The sequence below is a fragment of the uncultured Pluralibacter sp. genome, from assembly GCF_913775985.1.
Lineage (GTDB): Bacteria > Pseudomonadota > Gammaproteobacteria > Enterobacterales > Enterobacteriaceae > Pluralibacter.
Genome location: NZ_CAJYMB010000129.1, coordinates 79362 through 101926, shown reverse-complemented (window position 1 = coordinate 101926; position 22565 = coordinate 79362). Strand labels below are relative to the sequence as shown.

Annotated in this window: 27 protein-coding genes; all 27 read right to left on the bottom strand. The window is 55.4% G+C overall.

Translation table 11 applies throughout. From position 1 onward, the window contains the following. Nucleotides 1–3: 3 nt before the first annotated feature. On the bottom strand, nt 4–756 hold the full coding sequence (locus QZ766_RS16170; RefSeq protein ID WP_297203702.1) for a hypothetical protein: 753 nt from the start codon (nt 754–756) through the stop codon (nt 4–6). After that, nucleotides 753–1418: a PilL N-terminal domain-containing protein gene (locus QZ766_RS16165; RefSeq protein WP_297203700.1), complete on the bottom strand. Its 666-nt coding sequence runs from the start codon at nt 1416–1418 to the stop codon at nt 753–755. Before QZ766_RS16165 ends, QZ766_RS16170 begins: the two co-directional genes overlap by 4 nt. A gap of 138 nt (nt 1419–1556) precedes the next feature. Next, nucleotides 1557–1994 carry a DUF29 domain-containing protein gene (locus QZ766_RS16160; RefSeq protein ID WP_187800979.1) on the bottom strand — a complete coding sequence of 146 codons (438 nt, stop codon included), beginning with the start codon at nt 1992–1994 and terminating at the stop codon, nt 1557–1559. A gap of 133 nt (nt 1995–2127) precedes the next feature. Beyond that, nucleotides 2128–2664, bottom strand: a complete 537-nt coding sequence (locus tag QZ766_RS16155; RefSeq protein WP_297203722.1) for a single-stranded DNA-binding protein — start codon at nt 2662–2664, stop codon at nt 2128–2130. Nucleotides 2665–2724: 60 nt separating this feature from the next. Next, complete coding sequence (locus tag QZ766_RS16150) at nt 2725–3195, bottom strand: STY4534 family ICE replication protein (RefSeq protein ID WP_147199764.1); 471 nt, start codon at nt 3193–3195, stop codon at nt 2725–2727. Between the two features lie 642 nt (nt 3196–3837). Then, nucleotides 3838–5859 (bottom strand): DNA topoisomerase III, encoded by a 2022-nt coding sequence (locus QZ766_RS16145; protein WP_297203696.1) that lies wholly within the window; start codon nt 5857–5859, stop codon nt 3838–3840. A gap of 15 nt (nt 5860–5874) precedes the next feature. Further along, complete coding sequence (locus QZ766_RS16140; protein WP_297203695.1) at nt 5875–6429, bottom strand: hypothetical protein; 555 nt, start codon at nt 6427–6429, stop codon at nt 5875–5877. A gap of 1 nt (nt 6430) precedes the next feature. Then, a complete protein-coding gene (locus QZ766_RS16135; RefSeq protein ID WP_297203693.1) occupies nt 6431–7144 on the bottom strand; it encodes a PFL_4669 family integrating conjugative element protein in 714 nt (237 codons plus the stop codon). Nucleotides 7145–7277: 133 nt separating this feature from the next. Beyond that, on the bottom strand, nt 7278–7670 hold the full coding sequence (locus QZ766_RS16130; RefSeq protein ID WP_297203691.1) for a saposin: 393 nt from the start codon (nt 7668–7670) through the stop codon (nt 7278–7280). Continuing rightward, the gene (locus tag QZ766_RS16125; RefSeq protein ID WP_297203689.1) at nt 7667–8902 is read right to left on the bottom strand and encodes an STY4528 family pathogenicity island replication protein; all 1236 of its coding nucleotides are present in this window, start codon (nt 8900–8902) and stop codon (nt 7667–7669) included. The genes QZ766_RS16130 and QZ766_RS16125 overlap by 4 nt, the downstream gene beginning before the upstream one ends. 100 nt (nt 8903–9002) lie before the next feature. Further along, the gene (locus QZ766_RS16120) at nt 9003–9251 is read right to left on the bottom strand and encodes a hypothetical protein (RefSeq protein ID WP_297203687.1); all 249 of its coding nucleotides are present in this window, start codon (nt 9249–9251) and stop codon (nt 9003–9005) included. After that, entirely contained in the window at nt 9248–9844 is a 597-nt protein-coding gene (locus QZ766_RS16115; RefSeq protein ID WP_297203685.1) for a DUF2857 domain-containing protein, read from the bottom strand. The genes QZ766_RS16120 and QZ766_RS16115 overlap by 4 nt, the downstream gene beginning before the upstream one ends. A gap of 6 nt (nt 9845–9850) precedes the next feature. Beyond that, nucleotides 9851–10561 carry a DUF2786 domain-containing protein gene (locus tag QZ766_RS16110; RefSeq protein ID WP_297203683.1) on the bottom strand — a complete coding sequence of 237 codons (711 nt, stop codon included), beginning with the start codon at nt 10559–10561 and terminating at the stop codon, nt 9851–9853. After that, on the bottom strand, nt 10554–12221 hold the full coding sequence (locus tag QZ766_RS16105; RefSeq protein WP_297203681.1) for a ParB family protein: 1668 nt from the start codon (nt 12219–12221) through the stop codon (nt 10554–10556). Before QZ766_RS16105 ends, QZ766_RS16110 begins: the two co-directional genes overlap by 8 nt. Then, nucleotides 12218–13588: an SPI-7-type island replicative DNA helicase gene (dnaB-PI, locus tag QZ766_RS16100; protein ID WP_297203679.1), complete on the bottom strand. Its 1371-nt coding sequence runs from the start codon at nt 13586–13588 to the stop codon at nt 12218–12220. Before dnaB-PI ends, QZ766_RS16105 begins: the two co-directional genes overlap by 4 nt. Further along, nucleotides 13576–14265 (bottom strand): hypothetical protein, encoded by a 690-nt coding sequence (locus QZ766_RS16095; protein WP_297203678.1) that lies wholly within the window; start codon nt 14263–14265, stop codon nt 13576–13578. The genes dnaB-PI and QZ766_RS16095 overlap by 13 nt, the downstream gene beginning before the upstream one ends. Further along, a complete protein-coding gene (locus QZ766_RS16090; protein WP_297203676.1) occupies nt 14262–15134 on the bottom strand; it encodes a ParA family protein in 873 nt (290 codons plus the stop codon). Before QZ766_RS16090 ends, QZ766_RS16095 begins: the two co-directional genes overlap by 4 nt. A gap of 394 nt (nt 15135–15528) precedes the next feature. Then, complete coding sequence (locus QZ766_RS16085) at nt 15529–16188, bottom strand: ElyC/SanA/YdcF family protein (RefSeq protein ID WP_297203674.1); 660 nt, start codon at nt 16186–16188, stop codon at nt 15529–15531. 252 nt (nt 16189–16440) lie between these two features. After that, on the bottom strand, nt 16441–16866 hold the full coding sequence (locus QZ766_RS16080; RefSeq protein WP_297203672.1) for a hypothetical protein: 426 nt from the start codon (nt 16864–16866) through the stop codon (nt 16441–16443). 53 nt (nt 16867–16919) lie between these two features. Beyond that, nucleotides 16920–17729 (bottom strand): EAL domain-containing protein, encoded by an 810-nt coding sequence (locus tag QZ766_RS16075; RefSeq protein WP_297203670.1) that lies wholly within the window; start codon nt 17727–17729, stop codon nt 16920–16922. Beyond that, nucleotides 17726–18499, bottom strand: coding sequence for a LuxR C-terminal-related transcriptional regulator (locus QZ766_RS16070; protein WP_297203668.1), 774 nt, complete (start codon nt 18497–18499; stop codon nt 17726–17728). Before QZ766_RS16070 ends, QZ766_RS16075 begins: the two co-directional genes overlap by 4 nt. Before the next feature lie 850 nt (nt 18500–19349). After that, complete coding sequence (locus tag QZ766_RS16065) at nt 19350–20177, bottom strand: hypothetical protein (RefSeq protein ID WP_297203666.1); 828 nt, start codon at nt 20175–20177, stop codon at nt 19350–19352. Nucleotides 20178–20329: 152 nt separating this feature from the next. Then, entirely contained in the window at nt 20330–20620 is a 291-nt protein-coding gene (locus QZ766_RS16060; RefSeq protein ID WP_297203663.1) for a fimbrial protein, read from the bottom strand. Further along, entirely contained in the window at nt 20613–20876 is a 264-nt protein-coding gene (locus QZ766_RS16055) for a hypothetical protein (RefSeq protein WP_297203661.1), read from the bottom strand. Before QZ766_RS16055 ends, QZ766_RS16060 begins: the two co-directional genes overlap by 8 nt. After that, on the bottom strand, nt 20876–21385 hold the full coding sequence (locus QZ766_RS16050) for a fimbrial protein (protein ID WP_297203660.1): 510 nt from the start codon (nt 21383–21385) through the stop codon (nt 20876–20878). Before QZ766_RS16050 ends, QZ766_RS16055 begins: the two co-directional genes overlap by 1 nt. Nucleotides 21386–21393: 8 nt before the next feature. Further along, nucleotides 21394–21909, bottom strand: a complete 516-nt coding sequence (locus tag QZ766_RS16045) for a fimbrial protein (protein WP_297203658.1) — start codon at nt 21907–21909, stop codon at nt 21394–21396. A gap of 8 nt (nt 21910–21917) precedes the next feature. Next, a complete protein-coding gene (locus QZ766_RS16040) occupies nt 21918–22550 on the bottom strand; it encodes a fimbrial protein (protein ID WP_297203657.1) in 633 nt (210 codons plus the stop codon). Between the last annotated feature and the right edge of the window lie 15 nt (nt 22551–22565).

Below are 22565 nucleotides of genomic sequence, written 5' to 3'. Positions count from 1 at the left end.
CCGTTATTCTGCTCTGAGCACGGTCAGGCGGCCGTTAACCCGAAACGTCGCCTCACCATAACCGGCACTCACCAGCGTCCATCCGGCCACGGTTTCGCCCTCTCCGACCAGGGCCACCTGCGACAGGCTGCTGTAACCCCGGGGGGCGATGGCCGCCCAGGAATCATTCCCCCGCGTCTCCACGCCTGTCAGCACAAAAGGCGCGCTGCGGACCACGCGAAGGGACGGAGCAGCACGACGTGTGTCAGCGGGACGGGGCTTTTTTGCCGCAGGTTCAGTTTTTTTGACCGGTGCGGCGACAGGCGCGGCCGGTGCGGGGTGTGTTTTCAGCGCTGCCAGCTGCTCAGTGAGCGCACTCAGGCGGGTTTCCAGCCCCTGCTGTGCCTCCTGAAGGGTTCGCAATGACTGACGCACGGCGTCATCGCTGCCGGTCTGTTTCGTAACAGCGCTGAGCCGCTGTTGCACTTCGCCGAGATTTTTCCGCGTGTCCTGCAGACCTGTGCTGAGCGTGGTCACGTCAGACTGCAGGGTCGCGACCGTCTCAGCAGAGGCCGCGGTACTGCCCTGCGATTCAAGACGCGTCAGGCGTTCGTCGAGATTCGAGATGCCCAGTGTGAAGGCGGTGTAGCCCAGCGCCAGAATGCCGGCCAGCGCCACACCACCGGCAGTGCCCAGGATGAAGCGGCGGCCGGGACGCCAGCTGAATCTTTTACGGGCCGGCGCAGGGTCCGAATGGAAGGGTTGCTGTTCGCTCATTTTCTCAGAAACCCTCCGCTGACAGGTTTAACGGGGATGGACTGCGGGGCGCTGATGGCCGGTTGTGACACTGCTGACGGCGCAGGCGTGGACCAGGTGCTGTCCGGCGGCGGAAGCTGGGAGGCAGGCAGCTGGTAGCCGTCGCGCAGGCTGTGGCAGACCACCCGCTGTACATCATCCACCTCAAGCTGCCAGGCCGGACCGGCCAGGACCTGCAGGGCAGTACGCAGGCGCATCGGGCCCAGCTGGTACTGGACCGCCGGCAATGCCTGGCGGTAAAGCACACCGTTGGCAGAGCCCGTCGCACACAGGGAATAACCGGACTGGCGCAGGGCGTAACGCAGCGCATCCGCCACAGTAGGATGCAGGGATGACGGAATGCGGATATCAATGATCTGGGAAAGAGGGTCGCGCTGGGCCGCCTGCGGATCGGTGCTGACCAGCAGATAACGATCATAGCGCACCACTTCCGGCGTCCGCGCGTACTCGTCCGGCGAGACCGGCTGAACGTTGCGGGTGACGGTGGTGCCGGGTGTCGGGTCGGCAGGCGCACGCTGTTGCAGCTTTTGCGGCTGGGAAACACAGCCCGCAAGAAACAGCAGAGGAAGAGCCGCAACAAGCCTGCCTGGTGAAAATACGTTGTGAGAGGTGTGACGTTTCATCCGGAATTTTCCTGTACAGTGATAAAACAGCCCTCACTGTGCGGAATCGGTCCGGTTTCACTCAATTAACAACTGATTTTCCGTGGATGAAAAAAAACGCCACCCAAAAGGATGGCGTTGCGGTGAACCAGACAGTAATCAGTCCGGGTAGAATTCGCTGCTGAGAATTGTATCTGTTGTCCAGATGCTGTCCTCAGGGAAGATATCGAGACCAATACCGGTTTCTTTAGAAGCATCGGCGCGGGCGTCAAACCAGACATCCGCAAGCCATTCAGGATCAGAAAGCGCATTTTTGAGGCTCGGCGTCTTGTTAAGACGACGCACAATCAAATCACGCTGTCCTTTAATGGTTAACTCCCAGCTTTTACCACGATGGGTTGGCTGAAACTTCCATTTAAGTAGGTGGGCCAGTAAGACAGCCATACGGCTGGCCAGCTCACGCTTTTCACTTTTGCCCACGTCTTCAATCTCCTCGGCGATGTTCTCAATATCAATCTGACTGAGCTTTCCGGCACGCAGTAAAGCTGCCTGTTCACTGGCCCAGGCAACAACATCTGAATCGTAACGTGCGCCCATACAAGCCTCCGTTAGTCAAAAAGTGAAGAAACCGCCGGAACAGATATGCTCCGGAGATAGCATAAGATGCAACAAAAAAAGTTGCTTCCTGAAGTTTGTCAGAGACAGTCATTACAGTCAAAGCCCCGTTAATTCAGAGTGCATGGATTGCCGATTTTGGTACACCATAACCGAAGCCAATGAACGGTATATCATCGTCAAAGTCCATCGGTGGTGCACCGGCACTGCTGCCTGAAGCCTGCCCGCTGTGAGTCGGTCCAGAAGGTTGCTGTGGCTGCCCCCAGTCATTCCGGGAAGACGTATTCTGTCCGCTGCCGGACTGGCGGCCGCCAAGCATCTGCATGGTGCCACCAATGTTAACCACCACCTCTGTGGTGTATTTCTCCTGGCCGGACTGATCGGTCCATTTGCGTGTGCGCAGCTGGCCCTCGATGTAAACCTGGGAGCCTTTGCGCAGATATTCACCCGCAATTTCTGCCAGCTTGCCGAAAATAACCACCCGGTGCCATTCGGTCACTTCTTTCTGTTCACCGGACTGCTTGTCGCGCCAGCTCTCAGACGTGGCCAGCGAAAGGGTGGCAACTGCGCTGCCGTTGGGGATATAACGCACTTCAGGATCCTGACCGAGATTACCGACAAGAATCACCTTGTTAACGCCGCGTGAGGACATAATCATTTCTCCTGTTAAGAATAAAGAAACACCCCGCGAACGGGGTGTGTCAGGTGCGCATCAGAATGAGTTTTCTGCGTAGCTTTGTTGTGCGGCAGAGCCATTCTGCGGCGGCACGGAGTCAGATTTTTCAGTCTTGTAAACCATGTCCTGGCCTATTTTGATCCAGTCCACCTTTATCAGGCGGGCTTTCAGACTGACACGCTGTTCGCCAGCATGCTCGCCCTTGTTCAGCGTAAATATGTCCGTGGACGGGTTACTCAGGTTAAAGCCCAGCAGGACTTTTTTGTCTTCATCGACGGCTTTCTGGCAGCGGGCGATGAGGCTGGTAGCCTCTTTACCTGCGACAGAAATGTCAAAACGGACGTAGGCCGGATTATCAGTCGGACCACTCAGTGCATTGATTACGCAGCTGAGAAACGAGCCATTCTGATGGTTAACCTGGCGGATGTTGCTGAGATACCCGATGCCTTTGATAGTCAGGTTGAAGTACTCAGATTTTGCAGATGCAGAAGTATTGTTTGCAGACATGATGTTTTCTCCATGGAGGTAAAAAAAGGTACGACGGAGAAACCATCTGCCCTGACGGGAGTGGTTTCCCGTCGGGGGTCAGGATCAGCTGAATCCTGAGAGTCTGATATGTTGAAAGGACCTCAGTCACTGTGCAGTGACATTCGTTTCCAGAGGTTAAACGAATTTACCACCCGCAGGTATCCTCTCTCAGGCTGCGAGGATTTTCCGGTCACCCGAAGGTGTTTCTCTCAGACCGGTGAAACGTTAGATGGCAGTCACCCGAAGGCGTTTCTCTCAGACTGCTGAAACTTTGGCTGGCTGTAAAAAACAGCGGTAAGCACTGTTGATTTTTAAACCAAACAAGCCATGTGTCAACCGGTATATAAGACAGGCAAATGAAAACGGCGTTGCATAAGCAACGCCGTGAGGGCTGTACCAGACCTTAAAGTATCTCACTACTCCGGGGATCCGTTCCCGACGCGGTTTTCACGGAGCGCATGCGTCTTACAGTTCCTGCCAGATGTGCGATGGCAAACTGTTGTGCCGGTTGCCAGATCAATCCCGTTAAAGTTAATCTGGCTGCCTCCGGCAAGGGAGTACATATCGAAGCGTAGTCACATTAGCAGAACCCGACCCGGTGTTGTACAGTGAAATAACTCTTCACGGAGTTGATGATTCGGTTTTTGTCCCTGTTGCTGCTTTTTTACGCTTTGTGGTCTTTTTCCCGTTGGTGTTAATAATACCCTTGCAGTCCGGGTAACGCGTACAACTCCAGAAATCCCCTTTTTTACCCTTTCGTTTACGCGTAGGCCCCTTGCACAGCGGGCAGGGAGGTGTGACGGGAGCAGTGATTTTCACACTATCCTGGCGGCCTTTTTCGACAAGGTGACGCGTCCACTGCAGTTGCTTTTGCATAAAGGTGGCAAGCGACATTTTCCCCTGAGAAATATCATCCAGTGCCTGCTCCCACAGGGCAGTCATACCCGGACTCGTCAGCGTTTCCGGCAGCGCAGCAATCAGTTCACGGGCCATCTTCGTTGAGTGGATGTGCTTCCCTTTTTTCTCCAGATAGTGTCGTTTGAAGAGGGTTTCCAGCACGCCCGCTCGCGTCGCCTCTGTGCCCAGACCGGCGTTATCACGCAGCACTTTCTTCAGCTTCGGGTCACTGACGAAACTGGCCGCGTTCTTCATGGCCGCAATCAGCGTCCCCTCCGTGAACGGTTTGGGCGGACTGGTTTTCATATCCTTAACCTCAGCACCGGTGACCGCGCAAATATCCCCTTTTGCCAGCGCCGGCAGCGCCATACTGTCACCGTCGGCTTCCTCTTCATCGTCATCTTTTTCAGCCTGGAACAATGACTTCCAGCCTGTCACCACACTGACTTTCCCGTGTGTACGGAACAGCTGACCACCTATATTGAAGGATGCCTCCGTCACGTCAGATTCCTGCAGCGGAAGGAACTGGGCGAAATAATGCTGGCGAATCAGCTGGTAGACCTTCAGCTCATCGGCGCTGAGGCGCGACATATCAAATGCCTGCCGGGTGGGAATGATGGCATGGTGCGCGGTGATTTTCTTGTCATTCCATACACGCGAGACAAACTGCCTGTCCAGCTGATTCAGTACCGGGGCCACAGCGGGATCGGATTTTGCCACTGCCGCCAGAACGTCGGGTATTTCTTTTTGCATCGATGTCGGCAGGAAACCGCAGTCTGTACGGGGGTAGGTGGTCGCTTTGTGGGTTTCGTAAAGTGACTGGGCAATAGCGAGCACATCATTTGCGCCCATGCCAAATTTTCGGGAACAGACCTGCTGAAGGGTGCCCAGGTCAAAACAGAGGGGGGCCGCCGTTTTCTCCCGCTTTTGTGTTACTTCCAGTACCGCAGCCCTGCCCTGCTGCTGACACAGCTGCCCCGCCGCCCTGGCAGCCTGGGGATTGATGCAGCGCTTTTCCTCATCACAGTATTGCTCAACGGGCACCCAGCCTGCCCGGAACCGGACGCCCTCTTTTTCAATAAGCGCATGTACCTGCCACCAGGGCTTTGGCACGAAGGACGTGATTTCATTATCCCGGTTAACCACCATGGCAAGCGTCGGCGTCTGTACCCGCCCGACGGACAGCACTTCTGACACCCCTGAGTCACGGGCTTTGAGAGTATAAAGGCGAGTCAGGTTCATGCCGATAAGCCAGTCAGCCTGGCTCCGGCCCTTACCGGCATCATACAGCAGGGCTGTTTTCTCTCCCGGAAGAATACTGCTCAGTGCTTCCTTCACACTGGCCTCATCCAGGGCTGATAACCAGAGCCGTCGCACCGCGCCACCGTAGCGGCAGTATTCCAGCAGCTCACGCGCGATAACTTCTCCCTCGCGGTCGGCATCGGTGGCGATGACCACCTCAGATGCCTTTTTAAGGAGCTTACTGATAACGGTGAACTGCGATTTTGTCTGCTCCTTTACGACCATTTTCCAGGCCTCAGGCAGTACAGGCAGAACATCGGCACGCCATGGTCTGCCATACTGCTCACCATAAGCTTCAGGGCTGGCCGTTTCGAGCAGGTGGCCAATCGCCCAGGTCACCACGGTATCCCCCCCGCTGATGAAGCCCTGCTCCCGCTTGCTGATGCCCAGCACGCGTGCAATATCTTTTGCCTGGGAGGGTTTTTCACACAAAAAGAGTTGCATATAGTGCCTCCCGCATCAGCGCTTTTCGCCCGCCGCCACAGCGCGGACATCATTCATCAGCTTTTTGACGCCGGAACCGGCCAGACGCTGTGATGACGAGGAGCGATAGACAACATACAGCCTGCTGCCGGACCCGTTTTTCTCGATTTCGATATCCAGGTGATCACGCCCGTTCCAGTCTGAGCCCATTTTGTAGTAGCTGCCCGGCATGGCGTCCCAGACCGGATGTGCATCATCTTCAGCCGCCGCTTTCCAGTCCCCGTCATTTGAAGCCTGCCGCAGTGCCTCAAGCTCCTGCGTGGAGATAAATTTGTAATGCCGCTTCAGGCGGGCCGCTGCGGTATCCACATCGACCGGCACGGAGAACGTTTTATCGACGGACTGCATGGCCTGTTGCCCCGCCGGGCTCATCAGCGGCATGCTGCCACTTTCACCACTGCTGCTGCCACCCAGAGTCCTGGTCAGGTTTGCAGCTGTGTCACTGACCTGTTTATTAATCGCAGCCCAGTCTGTTGTTGCGCACCCGCTTAATAAAGAGAAGGCAGCAGTAAGAAACAATATGCGGATCATATTATTTTTCCTCTGGCAGGGGGTTCCGTAAAGGAGGAGAAAAAGAAGAACGCTTCTTACCAGAGAAGATTTCGGGATCGGGTGATCCCAGCTTTTCTTTGGCCTGAAGTGAGGCGGGCGTTTGGGCTGCAATGTCAGAACGATTTACTTTGACGGTACGGTAGAGTCGCAAAACGCCATATACTTTCCGAATGAGGTGAGCACCATGACTCAGTAGTTCATCACGCTGGCTGCGGGAAATAAGACCATAATGGGCAGCCTGAAATGCTTTAAGCGCCATCTGATCATAGCCGACGAGTACCCAGACACATCTGTAACCCAGCGGGGAGCGGCTGAACACGCCTATATTAAGAGGTGATGTGGAAACAATATCGGAAAATGATACCGCGGGGGGAACAGACTTCAGTATGACTTCAAGCTCTTCAACCCGGTGCTGGATATGCTCGCCAGCTGCATTCAAAAGCATCTCAACTTTATACATCGCCTCATCTGCCCACGGATTATCTTCAATTGAGTCCTGATAGATGACGCCTGAGCGCTTAATCGCCTGTGGCATACTCATAATGGCATGCCGTGCTTTCTTTTCCCCCGCCTTTGACTGGGATTGCTGGCGACCTTCCCAGAGACGGATAGCATAATTTGAGTGGATCTCGATTTTCAGGGAGGAGGTGAGTCCACCCGCTTTATCGCTTCGCGTTTCATTTTCTGTAGTCATACAGCCATCTCCTGTTAGATCCCGGTCAGGTTCGACCCGAGGCACTGATACTCTTCAGGTAAGATGTTCCGGACAACAAGAAACCAGATCCGTAAAGAAGTGAATTCTTGATTGAGAGAGGTGAAAATATTGGTCAAAAGTAATCAAAACATAACTTTGGTGACCAATTAGATACAGCCAACGGTAGCGGTGTGTGTTTTTTACACAGTGATGCTACTGGCAGTGCTGTATGTTTTTTAGCCACTACTGCCACTGGCAGCACTGTACATTTTTTAGCCACTGTTGCCACTGGCAGCACTGTACATTTTTTAGCCACTGCTGCCACTGGCAGCACTGTACATTTTTTAGTCACTGTTGCCATTGGCAGCACTGTGCATTTTTTAGTCACTGCTGCTACTGGCAGCACTGTACATTTTTTAGTCACTGCTGCCACTGGTAGCACTGTACATTTTTTAGTCACTGCTACCACTGGCAGCACTGTACATTTTTTAGCCACTGCTACCACTGGTAATTTTTTTCCGCTCAACTTTTTAGCTTACTGCGAATATCCCTGACCAGATTACGGATATTTTCCTCTGATACCGGGCGGGCAGAGGTGTGTGGTTCCGGCTTCCACAGCTGCTGTTCAGGACGCCGGGCGGATTTCTGCGCGGCACGCTCAGGCAGATCATCAGCCTGACGGGGCGCATACAACCTGCCCTCACGGGCCTTTTTCATCACGGCCAGCAACCAGCCCACCGGATTACTGAGCCGCTGACGTGCCATCACTTTCTGCAGGCTGAGCAGCACAAGTTCCGCCTGCTCCTCAGGCAGCGCCTGCAGCTGGGCGGTCAGCATGGCAAGATCTTCTGCCGGGATAAGTTCCTTCAGGCTGTCAGGCAGTACAGATTTGCCCGGTACGTACGTAGTTTTATTCACACTGTGTATGATACTACGTACGTAATGGTTCGGTTTCCGAACCCGGTCATAACCACCTGATTTTACTGGCAGTACGGATTCCGAACTCAGTGAATTTCCATACGATTCTGGACTGAGTTCGGTTTCCGAACCCGGTATTCTGGCAGCATTTTTTTGCTGGCCCTGACTGAGTCCGGATTCCGAACCCGGTGCAGGATGGGGTATCCGGCTGTGACGTTTCGCCATCTGGCTGGCTGTCTGTGGGTGGCCAAGGCGCGATTCGATCAGCGCAAGATGGCTGCGGTAATGCCGCATGGTGGGATCATTTTTGATATCGTCAAGAACGTCACGGGCGGTCTGGCTGACGGTGCGGTTTTTACTCAGGCATGCGTCTGCCACTGTGTCCAGAAAACGGGGATCGAGCGCTTCCGCATCGCTGAAGGACAGCGGCTCATCATGCTGGGCGTAAATATTACCCCGCACCCGTCCTTTATCATCCCGCACGCGTTTGCAGAGACTGAGCCAGCCGGTTATTCGCAGCATCAGCAGGACGCGGCTGACCGTCTCCCTTGAAGCCTTTCCTTTTCCGGGCGAGGCAAGCTGAAGCTGGAGTTCGTCATAGCTCGGGAAAACCGCCCCTTCATTATTCTGTGCATACAGGCGGATCATCATCCAGCCCATCTTGTCCAGCGGGGACAGGCGCGTATCGAGCAATAGCCGGCGGGGAATGGCATCATGCACATTGCCGGTAAACAGCAGGCCATTACGTATCCGTCCCTCGTCCCGCCGGGGGTTGGCCGCAAGACGGGCATTCATCTTGTCCAGCGTGTAAGCTATCAGGCTTTCTGCAGGCAGAGTCATTATTCTTCCTTTTCTGGCCACCCTCGCGGCCGTTCTGTTCTGTCAGTATGCTTAGTACTGCACCCGCGTACGGGTGCAGGGTAAACAAACTGGCATGCCGCTATTTCCGTATGGCGCTGTTATAGCGTTCGTGGCTGAGAAGAAGCCATGTCCGGCCTTCGTTGCGGCTCAGCAGCCGCCAGAACGGACCCAGATCGATTTTGTAGTAACCACACCCTTTTTCCTCAAGCCGGGTGTAATTACGCGCCCCCTGACGGAAGCGGCGAACCTGGCGTAACGCCTTCTGACAGCACTGTGGCGGCGTGCCGTGAGGGGCACGCAGACCCGGCGCAACCACCCTGTATTTCATGCCGTTTTCCTTACCGCCGCCCGGGCAGGGGGCGTCTGCATCTCCCGGGTACGGTGCCAGCCGCGAACGGCGTGCCAGACCGACGTCAGCGAGACGTTCATCTGCTCTGCAGCCAGCATCATCACGTCCAGCCCGTCAGCACTTTCCGCATCGTCAACACCTGACTTCTGCCATTGTCGCCAGAGCGCAGCATTATCGTCATCACCGAGCGCATTGCCGCGCCCCGGCCGGACATCGATACCGGCAATACGCCGGCGGGCCGCCACGTCCGTGCTCGACAGCCCGAAATAGTGCGCCATCAGCTCAATGGAGCCGCCCAGCGCCAGCGCCCGGTCGATGCGCTGAAGGCGTTTCTGTTCCGTCCGGGCCTGCTGCAGCATGCGCACCAGATTGCCGTGATTGATGCCCACACTGACGATTGACACCTCACTGCCGGAAAGGTAGTGCAGCTCTTCAAGCGAGAGCCCCTGCAGCATCTGCATTTCTTCCCGGTTCAGTCCCAGTGATTCACAGCGGCGCAGGTAGCCACTTCTGAGATCCATTACCAGCTGCATCAGAAGCCCGTTCGCAGCCTGAGATAAACTGTTCATCATTCCCCCTTAATCCTCACGGTAACCGATGGCTGCCGGACCCCGGCCGCTGACACCCTGATGAAGACGGGCGTTCTGCCCGGCCTCGTACCCCTGATAACGTGCTGTATCTGCCCCGCGACACGCTTTCAGCTCGCGGGTTGTGACGGTTTTCATACTGCGGCTTTCCAGCCAGTGACTCATCACCTGCTGCTCTTCGCGGCTGAGGTCAGCCGCCGATATCACCTCACGCACCCCGCATACCCAGCCGTCACGGAACTGTTCCGCTCTCGCCCGGCGCGTGGCCAGCTTAAGACGCCTGTTCTGGGTTCGGAGATAAGCCGTGGTGGCATCTTTCAGCTGGCGCGTCAGCACATCAAAGGCATACGCCGCTATCTCCGGTTTTTCACTGAACCCGTAAAAGGTCACGGCGCGGCGAGACCCGGCAGATGTCTGACGCCATGAGTAATACGCGCGGCAGCCGAAGGCATGACAGACACCCCACACCATGCTCACCATCCATTCCGGGATTTTTTCAGCCTCCGACGGGGCCGTGCAGGAAGAGACTTCCCGGACGGATGACAGGCCGGCATCAAGTTCGGTGATGCCATACCGTGACATCAGCTTTTGTGCCCGCTGCAGTGCCAGCCCGGCCTCATGGGGATTGCTGTTGCTGCGGCCCAGCTCCAGCAGCTTTCTGACCAGGTTCAGCAGCCGCAGCTGTCGCTGTGGATTATTCATCACTCTTCTCCTCTTCAGGCGTCACGCCGCGCTGCAGCTCCCGCAGACGGCGCATCACACGCATCAGGCGCAGCAGCTTCATGGCATCATCATCGCTGAGCGCGGGGGCTTCACGCTCCCCCGGCCCGCCGGTGAAAAGCATTGCCAGGTCACAGACACCGGCTGCCGGATGCACTGCAGGCGCATCGCCGGTCAGGCCCAGCAGGAATGCGGCTGCTTCAGAACACACCTCACCTGCCGCGCCGTAACCGGCGGATATATCACTGTCGCGTTGCGGCAAAATTTCATCTTCACAACCCAGTACTTCCCCCAGCTCCCATGCCAGACGAAAAGCGGTATTCTGCAGGTGTTCGATATCGTCCTGATGGGCCGGCACATGCCAGAGGCTGTCATTAATGAGCGGCGCATCATCCCGGGTGGCCACTTCCGGCTCAGGTGTCAGCAGGGAAAGCAGGCCGTCTTCTTCACTGTCCTCTTCATGTTCTTCAGAGAAGGTAACCAGCCCGCTGACCTCCCCGCCTTCACCTGAAATGACCGGCGCGGCACCGTACATATCCGGCTGAACCTCATGCCGGGGGGGCTCATTAACCGGTGTTTCAGCAGGTGATGACGCATTCCCCGGAACGGGCGTCGCAGCTGAGACCTCAGGACGTGAAGCGGACACAGACAGCGGGACGCCGTCATCTTTATCTGACACGGTGGCAGGCAGTACGGGTTCAGGTTTCTCTGCGGCAGGCAGGGCAACCGGCTCCGGGTCACCAAAGTGATGCCGGCGGTTGCGTTCTTTGGGGTCAAGCTCCATCATCCAGCGGTCATAGTCCAGTTCCGGATGGGGTAACGCCTGGAGTAAATCACCGATCAGTTCATCGCGGAACATCTCAACTGACCACAGTTCAGGCGAGTTGAAGCGGCCACAACACTGGCCAAACACGTCGCTGAAGGATTTTTCGCTGACATCTGAAAGCAGGCAAAACGCATCCCACACGCGTTCCGCATCATGCCGGAGAGCCAGCAGGGCCGCCACCTGTGGCCTGCCGAGCCCGGACTCCAGCAGGTCAGGGATCCACGGATAAAGGTATTTCAGCGCGTCTTCCATGCGGCTGATTGTTGAATTATGAACCGGCAGGCCTTCACGGGTCAGCAGCTCGGACAACTGGCGCAATGAAACCGTTTTTCCCGTCTGCTCTTCATAGATAGCGCGGGCGTTGTGGATACCCTTCGCCTTTTCAATAAAGCTCAGGTCCCCGCGCACCTCATTCTCTGCCAGATGGCCAATAACGCACTGCAGCCGTCCCGGCCACGGTTTGAACAGCACGTGGACGCGGAAAAACCGGTCTTCGCCGGTCTCCTGCCACAGTTCAGACAGGATCTGATAGCGGGTATTCCCGCCGTCGCTGAAAATGTAGATATCGGGTTCACCATCCGGATCCCGGGTCACCTTGGGCACGGTGTCCAGCCCGCGTGAACGGATAGACGCCTTGATATCGTCATAACGCGGGTTGCGTGACGTCCGCGGATTATCGGGATTGGGGCTTAACTGGTCGAGCGTCAGCACCATGGGCATTTCAGCTGCCGGCATGACGCTGATATTGCCGGCTGCCTGCGACTGGCGTCCCGGCTGCAGCATGGCCGCCCCCACATCAGAACGTTTACGGCTCATGCCTCTTTCCTCCCGCAGTGATAACCGAAGTCATAGCTGCCTTCCTGAAACGCCGAAAACAGCGTGTAACGCCCGTCAAACTTAATCTTCACCGTGCCGGTAGGCCCCTGGCGCTGTTTACCGACAATGATTTCAGCCACCCCGGTATCAGGGGTCCCGGGGTTGTAAACCTCATCCCGGTAAATAAACATGATGAGGTCCGCATCCTGCTCCAGCGCCCCGGAATCACGCAGGTCGCCATTGTTGGGCCGTTTATCGGGCCGCTGCTCCACCTGACGGTTAAGCTGGGAAAGCGCCAGCACCGGACAGCCCAGCTCCTTGCCAAGCGCCTTGAGCGAGCGGGAAATTTCTGAGATCTCCTGGGTACGGTTTTCCTGCTCGGGGGATCGGACAAGCTGCAGATAGTCCAGCATGATGAGAGAGGGACGGCCGTATTTGCGGACATAACGCCGGGCGCGGGCGCGCAGTGTGGCCGGGGTCTGGTAACTGGTGTCATCGATAATGAGGCGGTTTTGCCACTCAATGATGCGACCGGTGGCCTCAGATACCCGGGCCCAGTCCTCATCATCCATATTGCCGCTGCGAAGCCGGCTCAGCTCCACCCGGCCTTCCATCGCCAGCAGGCGCATCATCAGCTGCTCTGCGGGCATTTCAAGGCTGAACACAAAGACGAAATCGTCAGGTTTTCCTCTTACGGCCGCGGTGCAGGACGCCATCGCCAGGGAGGTTTTACCCATTGACGGGCGTGCCGCCAGAAGCGCCAGATCGCCGGGCTGCAGACCACAGGTCATCGCATCCAGCTCACTGAATCCGGTCGGTGTCCCGGTGAGGCCGTCGCTGGCGGTCATGCTTTCCAGCTGCGTCAGCAGTTTACCCAGCGCCTCGTTAACGCCGGTCTCACTGTTGAGCTGCATGGCGCCCTGTTCGGCAATGTTGAACAGCTTACCTTCGGCCGACTCCAGGATGCCCGCCGAGTTCGCTTTCGGGGCCTGTACATCGGAAAGAAGACTGTTACCCACCGTCATGAGCTGCCGCAGGCGGCTTTTCTCCGCCACCACCCCGGCGTAAGCCAGGATATTGGCGGCAGAGGGCGTGTTTTTACTCATTTCAGCCAGATAGGCAAAACCACCACAATGAACCAGGTCACCCCGGGTCTCCAGGCGCTCAGTGATGGTAATGAGATCGAGCGGCAGCCCCTCGCCGGCGAGCTCAGCCATTACCCGGAAGACCATGCGGTGCGGACGGGAAAACAAATCCTCCGGTGAGATGTGCAGTATCACCTCATCCCACCGGTCGTTATCAAGCATCAGTCCGCCGAGTACGGCCTGCTCAGCTTCATAAGAGCAGGGCATCATCATCTCAGACATGGCGCACCTCCGGCTGAGGATGGAAGCCTGGAATCGATGAATCCGGCCTGAGAGCCAGCGCTGGTGAATATACGCTCTGCCCGGCGGAGGAATCCTTCCAGCCAGCCCGGGGGGAAAACCGCCTCCTCCCTGAGGGTGGAGGAGGTAAATATAATCTCCCGCCATTCCTGCATTGTCCGTAGTTTGCTATCCGGTCTGACAGACTGAACAAGATGCCGGCTCACCTGAAGAGCCATCCGGAAAGGCAGGGGCTGGTTTGAATCGGGCAGTGAAGAAATAAAATCCAGCCCCGTCAGACTGGCCCAGAGTTCACATCCCAGTGAAGAGACAGACATTGGGTCAGTTTTATTCAGTTCAGTCTTCAGCAGGTGAACTTCAGCGCAGTAAAAAGCCTCTGCATCGTTTTCAAGGGCAGCCTGTTGCAGCGGGAACCAGATGCCATTAAGCCACTCACAAAGTGCTTCCGGGTGGGTAACAGTGAGCTCCAGTCCTCCACAGGGCAGATGTTGTCGCGAAACAAACCTGCCGTTTACGGCCAGAAGAGATAGCGGATGTCCACCCTGCAATTTGACAGCACCGTGTGACAACGCGTGCTGAGATGCAGACAGAATATCTTCCAGCAGACGGGACTGCCGGAGGATGCCGGGGACAGAGGAAAATATGGCTGACTGATTCATCCGCGCACCTCCCCTTCCAGCACAGTTCCGAATGCGGGCTCCCACTCAGGGAACAGTTCACAGGCCAGGTCGTGCATGGTCACGGCTGCGGCCGGGCCTTTACGCCGCGTTTTATACTCAAGACGATGCACGGGCTGCTGCTTGACGTGTCCCAGTTTGAAAATATCCAGCGCCTCGATACGGGTATCGAGTAAACGATAAACGTCCCGGTTGCCCAGCGCAGAGGCATCGTAATGTTTTCCATTGATGATGGCGGCAAGGCCGTCCATCGCTTCACGGTCCAGCAGGGTGTTTTCGATGCAGTTAACGAGAATGGAAATATCCGGCAGGCGGATACCGTAATTTTCATAGGTTTTCAGGCGGGTAAGCATATGAAGGGAGCCGCGGATAAATTCACGGACGTCCGGCAGAATGGGTTTTACCACCCCCATTACGTTCCCGGACGAGGACAGGAGAGACAGTTCGGTCATGACGCCTGTTGCGCCTTTTGAATCCACAATAATGGCGTCATAACGGGTAAAGAAAGGATGCTGAAGTATGTTACGCAGGCGAAGACGACCATCAGCAGCATGGAGCATCGCCGTCGGCAACAGCTCATCCGGGTCATTGGAGTAGATGACGTCAAGATTTTTTATGGCGGTCTGAGAAATGCACTGCGTGTGGTCACTGACCATCTGCATTAGCAGCTCATAGAGACCGAAAGGCGCTTCGTGCTCCAGCGCAAAGATACTGCTGGCAGTCGGCTGGGAGTAGTCCGCATCAACAAGAAGCGTTCTGAGGCCGGCATCAGCAAGAAAACCAGCAAGATAAGCAGCAAATGTGGATTTGCCTTCTCCCCCTTTGGGAGAGATAACGGGAAGTATTTTCATTTTGCACATCCAAATCAAGGTTTTGGATGTATGCCCAAATGAATAATCACATCTTTATAACAAAGAGGCTAAATCTTTAACATTTCGGCAATGGGATTGAAAATCCCCGTGTCCTTGGTTCGATTCCGAGTCCGGGCACCACTATTCTAAAGAACCCGCCTAAAAGGCGGGTTTTTGCTTTTCTGGGGGTGGTTGTTTTCTGTCAGATATTCTGGCCTTCTTCCTGCTCTGCTACTTCTGCCCCCACGTACCTAAAGTCAGTAAACATGTTGATCCTGTAAAAGTAACAGTCGTAGCGGAATGATTTGCAAAAATCCCTTTCAGCGCTACAGATGAACTCCCTGCAATCCGCACTCAGAGAAATGACGGCTGCAGGCAGCTAATATCGAATGACTCATCCCGCACAGCTCGCCGCAGACGCTTTGCCCGGTACGATAGCGGGCCCGGTAAAATGGGGCTGGCGACGGATCAGATTTGCATCGAGAACGGCGCGTCCCCGGGCGACGTACTCTCTGATAAAGCCTAAGATTCGCTGCTGGCTTGCCGGGACATCGCCGGCGTTAAATCCAACGGCGTCGATGCCGTAATGCTGTCCGAGGTAGATAGCGCGCTGGTTTTGAAACTGCTGGGAAACGACGGTAAAGCGGGTTTGGCCGAAGACCTCTCTGGCCCGCACAACGGTATCCAGGGTGGTTAACCCTGCGTAATCGCAGTAGATAGCTTCTTCGGGAACGCCTTTTGCGATGAGCGCTTTTTGCATCTCCCGGGGCTCGTTATAACCGACGTGGCGATTATCGCCGCTGACGATCAGCCACTTCACTTTGCCGGCCCGGTAAAGCTCTGCCGCGGCGCCGATCCTGTTTTGAAAATAGGTACCGCCGGGGCGGGTGCCGGGCACAACGCCAACCAGATTAAAAGGCACCTGCTCAACGCTTGTCCAGATCCGACTTTCGGCGCTGCTGCTGACTCTGTTGTTGGCATATATCAAAAACGCGGCGGCGATAATCCCAATACAGGCCAGCCCCGCAATGCTTCTTTTAAACGTTAACCCCATGCTTATTCCCTGCTTTCAAACATTCCATAGATGACACGACAGCGGTCGATCATAAGGCCAGAGTGGTGGCGGGCGTCAATAGCCATATTAGCGAGTAGGGTATTAAGCAATATCACCCCTCAGAAAGTGAAACCGCATAACCCGCGTGGAAACATGTGATCCAACCCACCCAATGCTAACCATGAAAATCGTGGGTTATGGACTGAAAGCAAAAGTGGTTTTCAATTTAATGTCATCAGCAACAGACTCAACTCATTGAGCCTGATTTCTGAAACGCCAGGATTTATAGGCCAGGCCAGCGGGAATTGTGAACCAGCCGATGGCTAAAACAAACAACCCAGCAAATACACCGGATAATGCGCTGTCAACCGACCCCACAATCAGCGCTATCAGACACACAAAAATAACTCCGAACGTCACCCAAACGTTGACTAAGAATCGCCTTGCCAGATCCGAAACAATGACATCTAAAGCTGAACCATAACTGGCGCTGTTATTTCTGAGTTTCTGTATATCCTTCGCCGTAAAACCCGATTTCAATAATGCCTCTTCCGTTATCGCCATACCATCCCCTCCCGTAAACTGGAACAGCATAATGCTATCAGGCCAAAAAAACCGGACAGAATGCCCGGCGGCGAATATTTCAGAATCAGTTGATTGAGCCAGTGGCTTGTGCAAAAAGGCACTTTCGCTGACAGAAACCGCCCCCTCGCTCAGCAGCCTTACCTGAATTACGAATGACCTAACAGCCGGACACTCTCACCACCCAGCCCCAGCGCGCCGGGCAGGATGCGCCAAATCAGGCGGTGAATTGAGACGGGAGGGGAAAAGTAAAAGCCCTGAAACGCGCTGGCGCCGAGCGCCCTCATTCGTCTGACCTGAGCGAGACTCTCGACGCCTTCGGCCAGTACGCGCATGCCGAGGCTGCGGGCCAGACGCATGGCGGCGGCGGCGGTCATGGACTCTGCCGAGCCCGGCGCGCCGGTACAAAACATCCGATCGAGCTTGATGGTGGTAAGAGGCAGCCGGCAGAGCAGATTTAAATTGGCCCAGCCGGTGCCGAAATCATCCAGCGCAACGTCAATGCCGTCGCGTATCAGCGCCGTTAACGTGTCCGCTGCCTGATACAGATCGGGCGCGGCGTCGCGCTCGCTGACTTCCAGCACCAGTTTAACGAAAGGCGGAAAAGACGAGAGAAATCGCCGGCAGTGCAGCGGCAGCGCGCTGTCTTTCAGGCAGACAGCCGGCATGTTGAATCCTACGCTAAACGGCTGCGGCAGCCACTTCACACGGGATGAGAGTTCCCGGGCCGTCTGGCGCATCAGCTGGCGGGTGAGCGGCACGATAAGCCCGGCCTCCATGGCGAGGGGAATAAACGTATCCGGCGAAACCCGCGGGGCGCCTTTGCGCAGCCAGCGGGCCAGTACCTCCACGCCGGTGACCTGACCGTTCGCGTCCACCACCGGCTGATACCAGGGCACAATTTCCCGCTTTCGCAGCGCCTGCCGCAGCTGTTTTGCTGTGACTCTGCTGTTATTCATGCCCGGGACGTCCTCAACGCTGGCGGCACGCTGCGCAAAACGGCGGGCACAACCTGCTGCATCTGTACGATGCCGCGCAGTACGAACGCCAGTTCCACGCGGTTGCGCAAGCCGAGCCGCAGCATCGCGTGCCCCCGCTGGGTCAACACGGTTTTGATCGAGATGTTGCTCAGAGTCGCGACCTGCCGCGTATTAGCGCCGTTGGCCATCATGCACAGCACGCGCCACTGCCCGGGGGTTAATATTTCTCTCACCATGCCTTCTTTTGCGGATTTACCCGAGAGCAACGCCACAATTTTCTTGCGCAACAGCTCAATACTCTCTTTTGCCTGCGCGAGGGTAATGCCGTTAAAGGGGCTTTTGTGGGGGAAAGTCAGTCCGGGGGGCAGAAAGTCGCTTATCACCAGCTGTTTAATTTTCGGATGCAGCCTGCGCAGCTGTAATATCTCCGCGGCCAGCTCCGGCAGGGTATCGAAGCGCTCGCGCACCCAGATCACTACGTCAGGCTCTCCCCACGCGTCACGCTCCGGCAGATGGTTAAACACCTTGAGACGTATGCCGCCGCAGGGGGCCAGCAGATGGCGCAGGCCCGTAATGGCCCAGCTATCGGTCCCGACTATCGTCACATTTTTCCAGTCTGCCCATTTTGACTGTCTGAATGATGACTGCAGCGCCGCGTCTTCGGGCTCGGGAGCCTGTTTCGCAACTGAGCCTGAGAGAGACTCATACAGAAATCCCGAACTCAAATCGGTAACTTTACGATTTCTCATGGTGCCTCCTGCACGGCGAGGTTACTGCCGATAAAGACGCTAATTAAAATCTGCGCGGAGCCCGGGCGCTGATGCCGGGCCGGCACATTGCTTACCTGCGGTCGTTCTGCTGCCTCCGGCAGCGCGAACGCCCGGCAAACAAGCATAAGAATGAATCTCATTTGGGCAAAAAAAGGGCATAAAAAATCCCACCGGCTTCTGGCGAGAAGCCGCTGTTGACGCAGTTGCATAGCCGTTGTTCTCTGGTGCGATAGTTAAAAAGGCGACAGCCGGCTCCAAGTCAAGGTATCCGAAAACCTGCCAGCTGCCGCTAACTGTTATACCGCCGGGGCACTTCCCGCGCGGGTGGTATTCCATTACGGTTTAAAATCTACTGCCCGAAGGCAGCAAAATTGATCCAGCCGGTGCAAGGTCTACGACTTGCAGCTCGCTTACGACAGGTAAACTCCGCACTGAATAATGGTCGGGTGCAGGATTGATTTCGCAGTGCTGACCATATCGTTCACCAGCACGCCATCAGCAAAGAGATAAAAACGATAATGCGATAAGTTGCATCGCGTAGCAGGATCGCGGTGACGCCGGGCGAGAAAAAATGTCATACTTTTATTATTACTTTTAATTCTATCCCGGCACCGGTGATCTATTTTTTGTCATCAATAATATTTAACTGCGAATAATTATATGCTTCCCGATGGCCAACCACAAAAGATCTTTTAAATATAATCAGGTGTATCATCGTCACTTCATAAAACTTTAAATTTTACACATAACTATGCAGTAAAAATTTATTACACTCGCCTCAAGTAAATATGACTTTTAGTTAGCGTTTGTTGAACATAGCAAATAAAGGCTAGCTATAATTCACATAAATAACAATATTTCCTTTGTAATTCCCAGAGGTTACTGTACCATCTGAAGTGAGCACAGAATTAACCTTAATATTTGTCGGTCTACTTCTCATAGTCTTAATAACTAACCCATTCGTCGCATTTTGACCATTTATCGTTACCGCTGAAATGACAGAATTATCTTTGAGATGTACGATATTGTCCCCTGAATCACTGATCGTGCTAATAGAAAATTGACCATCGTAATTACAGCTTACCTTACCGTTCACACTAGCAGAACTGCCATTGACCTCTCTGGCACTCAACGTACCATGATCGATATAAGGTGGGATATCCAGAGTGCACCGGAAATTATCCGGAGGAATTGCGGTACAGGTTGCCCCTGGGAACAGCTCGCCATGGACTCCAGCTTGTATAACAGGCCTATCGATATACACCATCCCCGCGCAAGCGGCGTCGTCCTCTGGATGGTCAATTGAGAAAGTATATGTGAAAGGTAGCTGCCTCATGTACGTGTATTGTCTGGCCACATCGGCTGTCGTTTTTAAATTTCTGGCTTCGATACATCCGCCAGCTAAGCAAGATCCTACCAGACTACCTATACCATGCCTGGAATAGGATACATCCGGACCGACCATACAAGTCTGCCAGCCGTAGCAGGGATTTGGAATACCCTCCGGCTCTGACCATGCAGCAACAGTGGCAGTAACCGAAGAGCCCTGTCGATTAAAGTTTGTGATAACCGCTACCGCTACTGCATTTTTAATACCTATAAATGAGCATAGCCATGTAAGAATAATGACCAGGCCTATACTGACTATTTTTTTCATTATTTCTGATACCTTAGCGTAAAAACAGAATTTACTCCGGGCGCCCTTACTCAAACATACCTGGATATTTTCCACAGATGATTAAATACCGATAACCTAACGCCTCTCAAAGTGGTAATAAGATAAGAAAAAGACCACCACTTCGGGATTAACTACGGATACTCAAGCTCAAACGTGGACACCGCTTCAAAATTGCCCCGCCCCACGCTGTGGTCCCGCACGCCGCTGTCGCTTGCCTGTAAATAGGCCATAAACTCCAGCAGCGTTGTACCGGACTTGAGCACATAGTTTTTGCTCTGCTTGTTAACAGGCAGTTCCTCACCCTCGGCGGTCTGTATGCCAACGGCAATATGCCTGACGCCGGAGCTGCTGCTTAATGCCAGACGATCCGGCTGCTCGGCATCTGGCGTGCCGGTAAAGGTCACGCTGACATCTTTACCCATAGAGATATCGCACGGTCAGCGTGATATGAAACTTCTGCATCGCGCTTCGACGGCCGTAGATGGAATAAAACGTTTTTTCTGCCACGGTGCCGAAATCGACAACCACATTTTCACCGTCGCCGCCGGGTGCCACCACACAGGGCTCGGCAACCAGATTGCCTTTGAAATCGACATCGGCGGAGGCGGCTTTACTCTTCGCCAAAGCCTGCGCGGATATCGCAATCAGAACGACCGCTAACGCTATCTGAAGCTTCATTACGGCACCTCCACGCTGAGCTTAATGCTGGCGGTAAAAGGGCTGGCGTTAAGCTTGACCGAGGGATCGGCCACGGGCACCGCCGTCAGCACCGGCTGCGCGCTGCTATCAAGCGCTACGGCCTGGTTAAGCGGCTGCGCCTCGCCGTTTCGCCGCAGCTCAATCCCCAGCCCTTTCACACTGGTCGCTACCGCCGCGTGATTAAATGAGACCGGCGTTCCTTCCAGCGTTAACGTCATCGGCGGCATTTTTCCGCCGGAATAATTTTCGCACTCGAGGTGAAAAGGCACCGGCTGCTCGTAGCGCTTGCCGTCGATGCGGTGGATCCCCACCGCATTGCCGAAATCGACGCTCTGTTTCTTTCCGTCGTTGAGACGGCACTCGACCACCAGCAGGGTGCCGTGAAATTTAACCTCTGAGTCCGCCACAGCGGGAAATACCGGCAGCAGGGAACAGCAGGCAGCAATGCCGACGGCTGCCTTAATGAATAAATAACGTTTTTTCTTCATAAACAGTCTTAGCTGACCTGCAAAATCAGCGTGGCAGAGGCGTTAAATTCGCCGCCATCCAGCACCGTTTTACTGTCCGATGTCAGATGCGCGGTCAAATTAAAGGTCCCGGTTTTCGACGTCAGGCCAAACTTGCTGGTGACGTCGTAAAAAGTATTGAGATCGACAGGCTCCGATTTGGCCGAGGTAAAGGTGATGCCCAGCCCCTGGCGATCCGTTTGCAGCGCGTGCGTATCAAACGCGCTTTCCGTCCCTTTTAGCTCCATGGACAGGGTTCCCTGCGGCTTGTCGTCGCAGGCAATCGTAATCGGCACGTTCGCCGTCGCGAGGTTTAGCTTGTTGACGGGAACCTCGCCAAACTCCGCTTTAATCGCGCGATCGCCGTTGATGCGGCAGGTATTTTTAACGATGCTCAACTTAATCGTTACTTTCGCCATCGAAGAGTCCTGACCCGACGCGGCGGTAACGTTCAGCAGCGCCGCCGTCATGAATAGTGCCGTTACGGACCATCTTTTTAGTTTCATCGCAACACTCAGTCATAGCTCAGCGTAAAGTTGGTCACCGCCTGGAATTTGCCGGGAACAAGCGGGCCAGGGACGCGCTGCGCCTGTAATAACCAGCGCAGGGTGTTATCCCCCGGCGTGAGCAGTTGCGGCACGCCGCGGCTGCCGAGGCGGATATCGCGTCCGCGACTGTCGGTCAGGCGCAGCGCAATGCCCTGCACGCCGTCGAGTTTCATTAATGACGGATCGCTGGAGTCCGCCGGTGCGATAAAGCTGACGCTCACTACCGGCTGATCTGCGCCCCATACGGTACTGTCCGTTTGCGAATCCCTCAGGTGGCCGGAGGCGACAAGACAGCCCCGCAGCCGCACCGAAAAAGGCACCGGCCGGCTTCGCGCGCCGGGTTGATGCAGCTCGGCAGAGGCGAGAGTTCCAAGACTGACAGTTTGATCGCGGGAATCCATGCTCATCTGGCAGGGAGAATCAACCAGCTGACCGTAAACGTGCAGGAGACCGTGTTCGCCATCGGTATTCTCCAGCGGGCCCGCCGCGCCTGCACCGCCGCTTGCCAGCAGGGCAAGCGCGCACGCCAGCGCGGTTCTAATGCCCGTCGCCGCACGCTCGCGTCGCCGCACGCCGCCTAAAATCTGCTCTCTTCTCATTTCACCCCTCTCTTC

Excerpts from the sequence above, each read along its gene's own strand:
- QZ766_RS16170 (WP_297203702.1), bottom strand. The coding sequence starts at position 756 with ATGAGCGAACAGCAACCCTTCCATTCGGACCCTGCGCCGGCCCGTAAA.
- QZ766_RS16165 (WP_297203700.1), bottom strand. The coding sequence starts at position 1,418 with ATGAAACGTCACACCTCTCACAACGTATTTTCACCAGGCAGGCTTGTT.
- QZ766_RS16160 (WP_187800979.1), bottom strand. The coding sequence starts at position 1,994 with ATGGGCGCACGTTACGATTCAGATGTTGTTGCCTGGGCCAGTGAACAG.
- QZ766_RS16155 (WP_297203722.1), bottom strand. The coding sequence starts at position 2,664 with ATGTCCTCACGCGGCGTTAACAAGGTGATTCTTGTCGGTAATCTCGGT.
- QZ766_RS16150 (WP_147199764.1), bottom strand. The coding sequence starts at position 3,195 with ATGTCTGCAAACAATACTTCTGCATCTGCAAAATCTGAGTACTTCAAC.
- QZ766_RS16145 (WP_297203696.1), bottom strand. The coding sequence starts at position 5,859 with ATGCAACTCTTTTTGTGTGAAAAACCCTCCCAGGCAAAAGATATTGCA.
- QZ766_RS16140 (WP_297203695.1), bottom strand. The coding sequence starts at position 6,429 with ATGATCCGCATATTGTTTCTTACTGCTGCCTTCTCTTTATTAAGCGGG.
- QZ766_RS16135 (WP_297203693.1), bottom strand. The coding sequence starts at position 7,144 with ATGACTACAGAAAATGAAACGCGAAGCGATAAAGCGGGTGGACTCACC.
- QZ766_RS16125 (WP_297203689.1), bottom strand. The coding sequence starts at position 8,902 with ATGACTCTGCCTGCAGAAAGCCTGATAGCTTACACGCTGGACAAGATG.
- QZ766_RS16120 (WP_297203687.1), bottom strand. The coding sequence starts at position 9,251 with ATGAAATACAGGGTGGTTGCGCCGGGTCTGCGTGCCCCTCACGGCACG.
- QZ766_RS16115 (WP_297203685.1), bottom strand. The coding sequence starts at position 9,844 with ATGATGAACAGTTTATCTCAGGCTGCGAACGGGCTTCTGATGCAGCTG.
- QZ766_RS16110 (WP_297203683.1), bottom strand. The coding sequence starts at position 10,561 with ATGAATAATCCACAGCGACAGCTGCGGCTGCTGAACCTGGTCAGAAAG.
- QZ766_RS16105 (WP_297203681.1), bottom strand. The coding sequence starts at position 12,221 with ATGAGCCGTAAACGTTCTGATGTGGGGGCGGCCATGCTGCAGCCGGGA.
- dnaB-PI (WP_297203679.1), bottom strand. The coding sequence starts at position 13,588 with ATGTCTGAGATGATGATGCCCTGCTCTTATGAAGCTGAGCAGGCCGTA.
- QZ766_RS16095 (WP_297203678.1), bottom strand. The coding sequence starts at position 14,265 with ATGAATCAGTCAGCCATATTTTCCTCTGTCCCCGGCATCCTCCGGCAG.
- QZ766_RS16090 (WP_297203676.1), bottom strand. The coding sequence starts at position 15,134 with ATGAAAATACTTCCCGTTATCTCTCCCAAAGGGGGAGAAGGCAAATCC.
- QZ766_RS16085 (WP_297203674.1), bottom strand. The coding sequence starts at position 16,188 with ATGGGGTTAACGTTTAAAAGAAGCATTGCGGGGCTGGCCTGTATTGGG.
- QZ766_RS16075 (WP_297203670.1), bottom strand. The coding sequence starts at position 17,729 with ATGAATAACAGCAGAGTCACAGCAAAACAGCTGCGGCAGGCGCTGCGA.
- QZ766_RS16070 (WP_297203668.1), bottom strand. The coding sequence starts at position 18,499 with ATGAGAAATCGTAAAGTTACCGATTTGAGTTCGGGATTTCTGTATGAG.
- QZ766_RS16065 (WP_297203666.1), bottom strand. The coding sequence starts at position 20,177 with ATGAAAAAAATAGTCAGTATAGGCCTGGTCATTATTCTTACATGGCTA.
- QZ766_RS16060 (WP_297203663.1), bottom strand. The coding sequence starts at position 20,620 with ATGGGTAAAGATGTCAGCGTGACCTTTACCGGCACGCCAGATGCCGAG.
- QZ766_RS16055 (WP_297203661.1), bottom strand. The coding sequence starts at position 20,876 with ATGAAGCTTCAGATAGCGTTAGCGGTCGTTCTGATTGCGATATCCGCG.
- QZ766_RS16050 (WP_297203660.1), bottom strand. The coding sequence starts at position 21,385 with ATGAAGAAAAAACGTTATTTATTCATTAAGGCAGCCGTCGGCATTGCT.
- QZ766_RS16045 (WP_297203658.1), bottom strand. The coding sequence starts at position 21,909 with ATGAAACTAAAAAGATGGTCCGTAACGGCACTATTCATGACGGCGGCG.
- QZ766_RS16040 (WP_297203657.1), bottom strand. The coding sequence starts at position 22,550 with ATGAGAAGAGAGCAGATTTTAGGCGGCGTGCGGCGACGCGAGCGTGCG.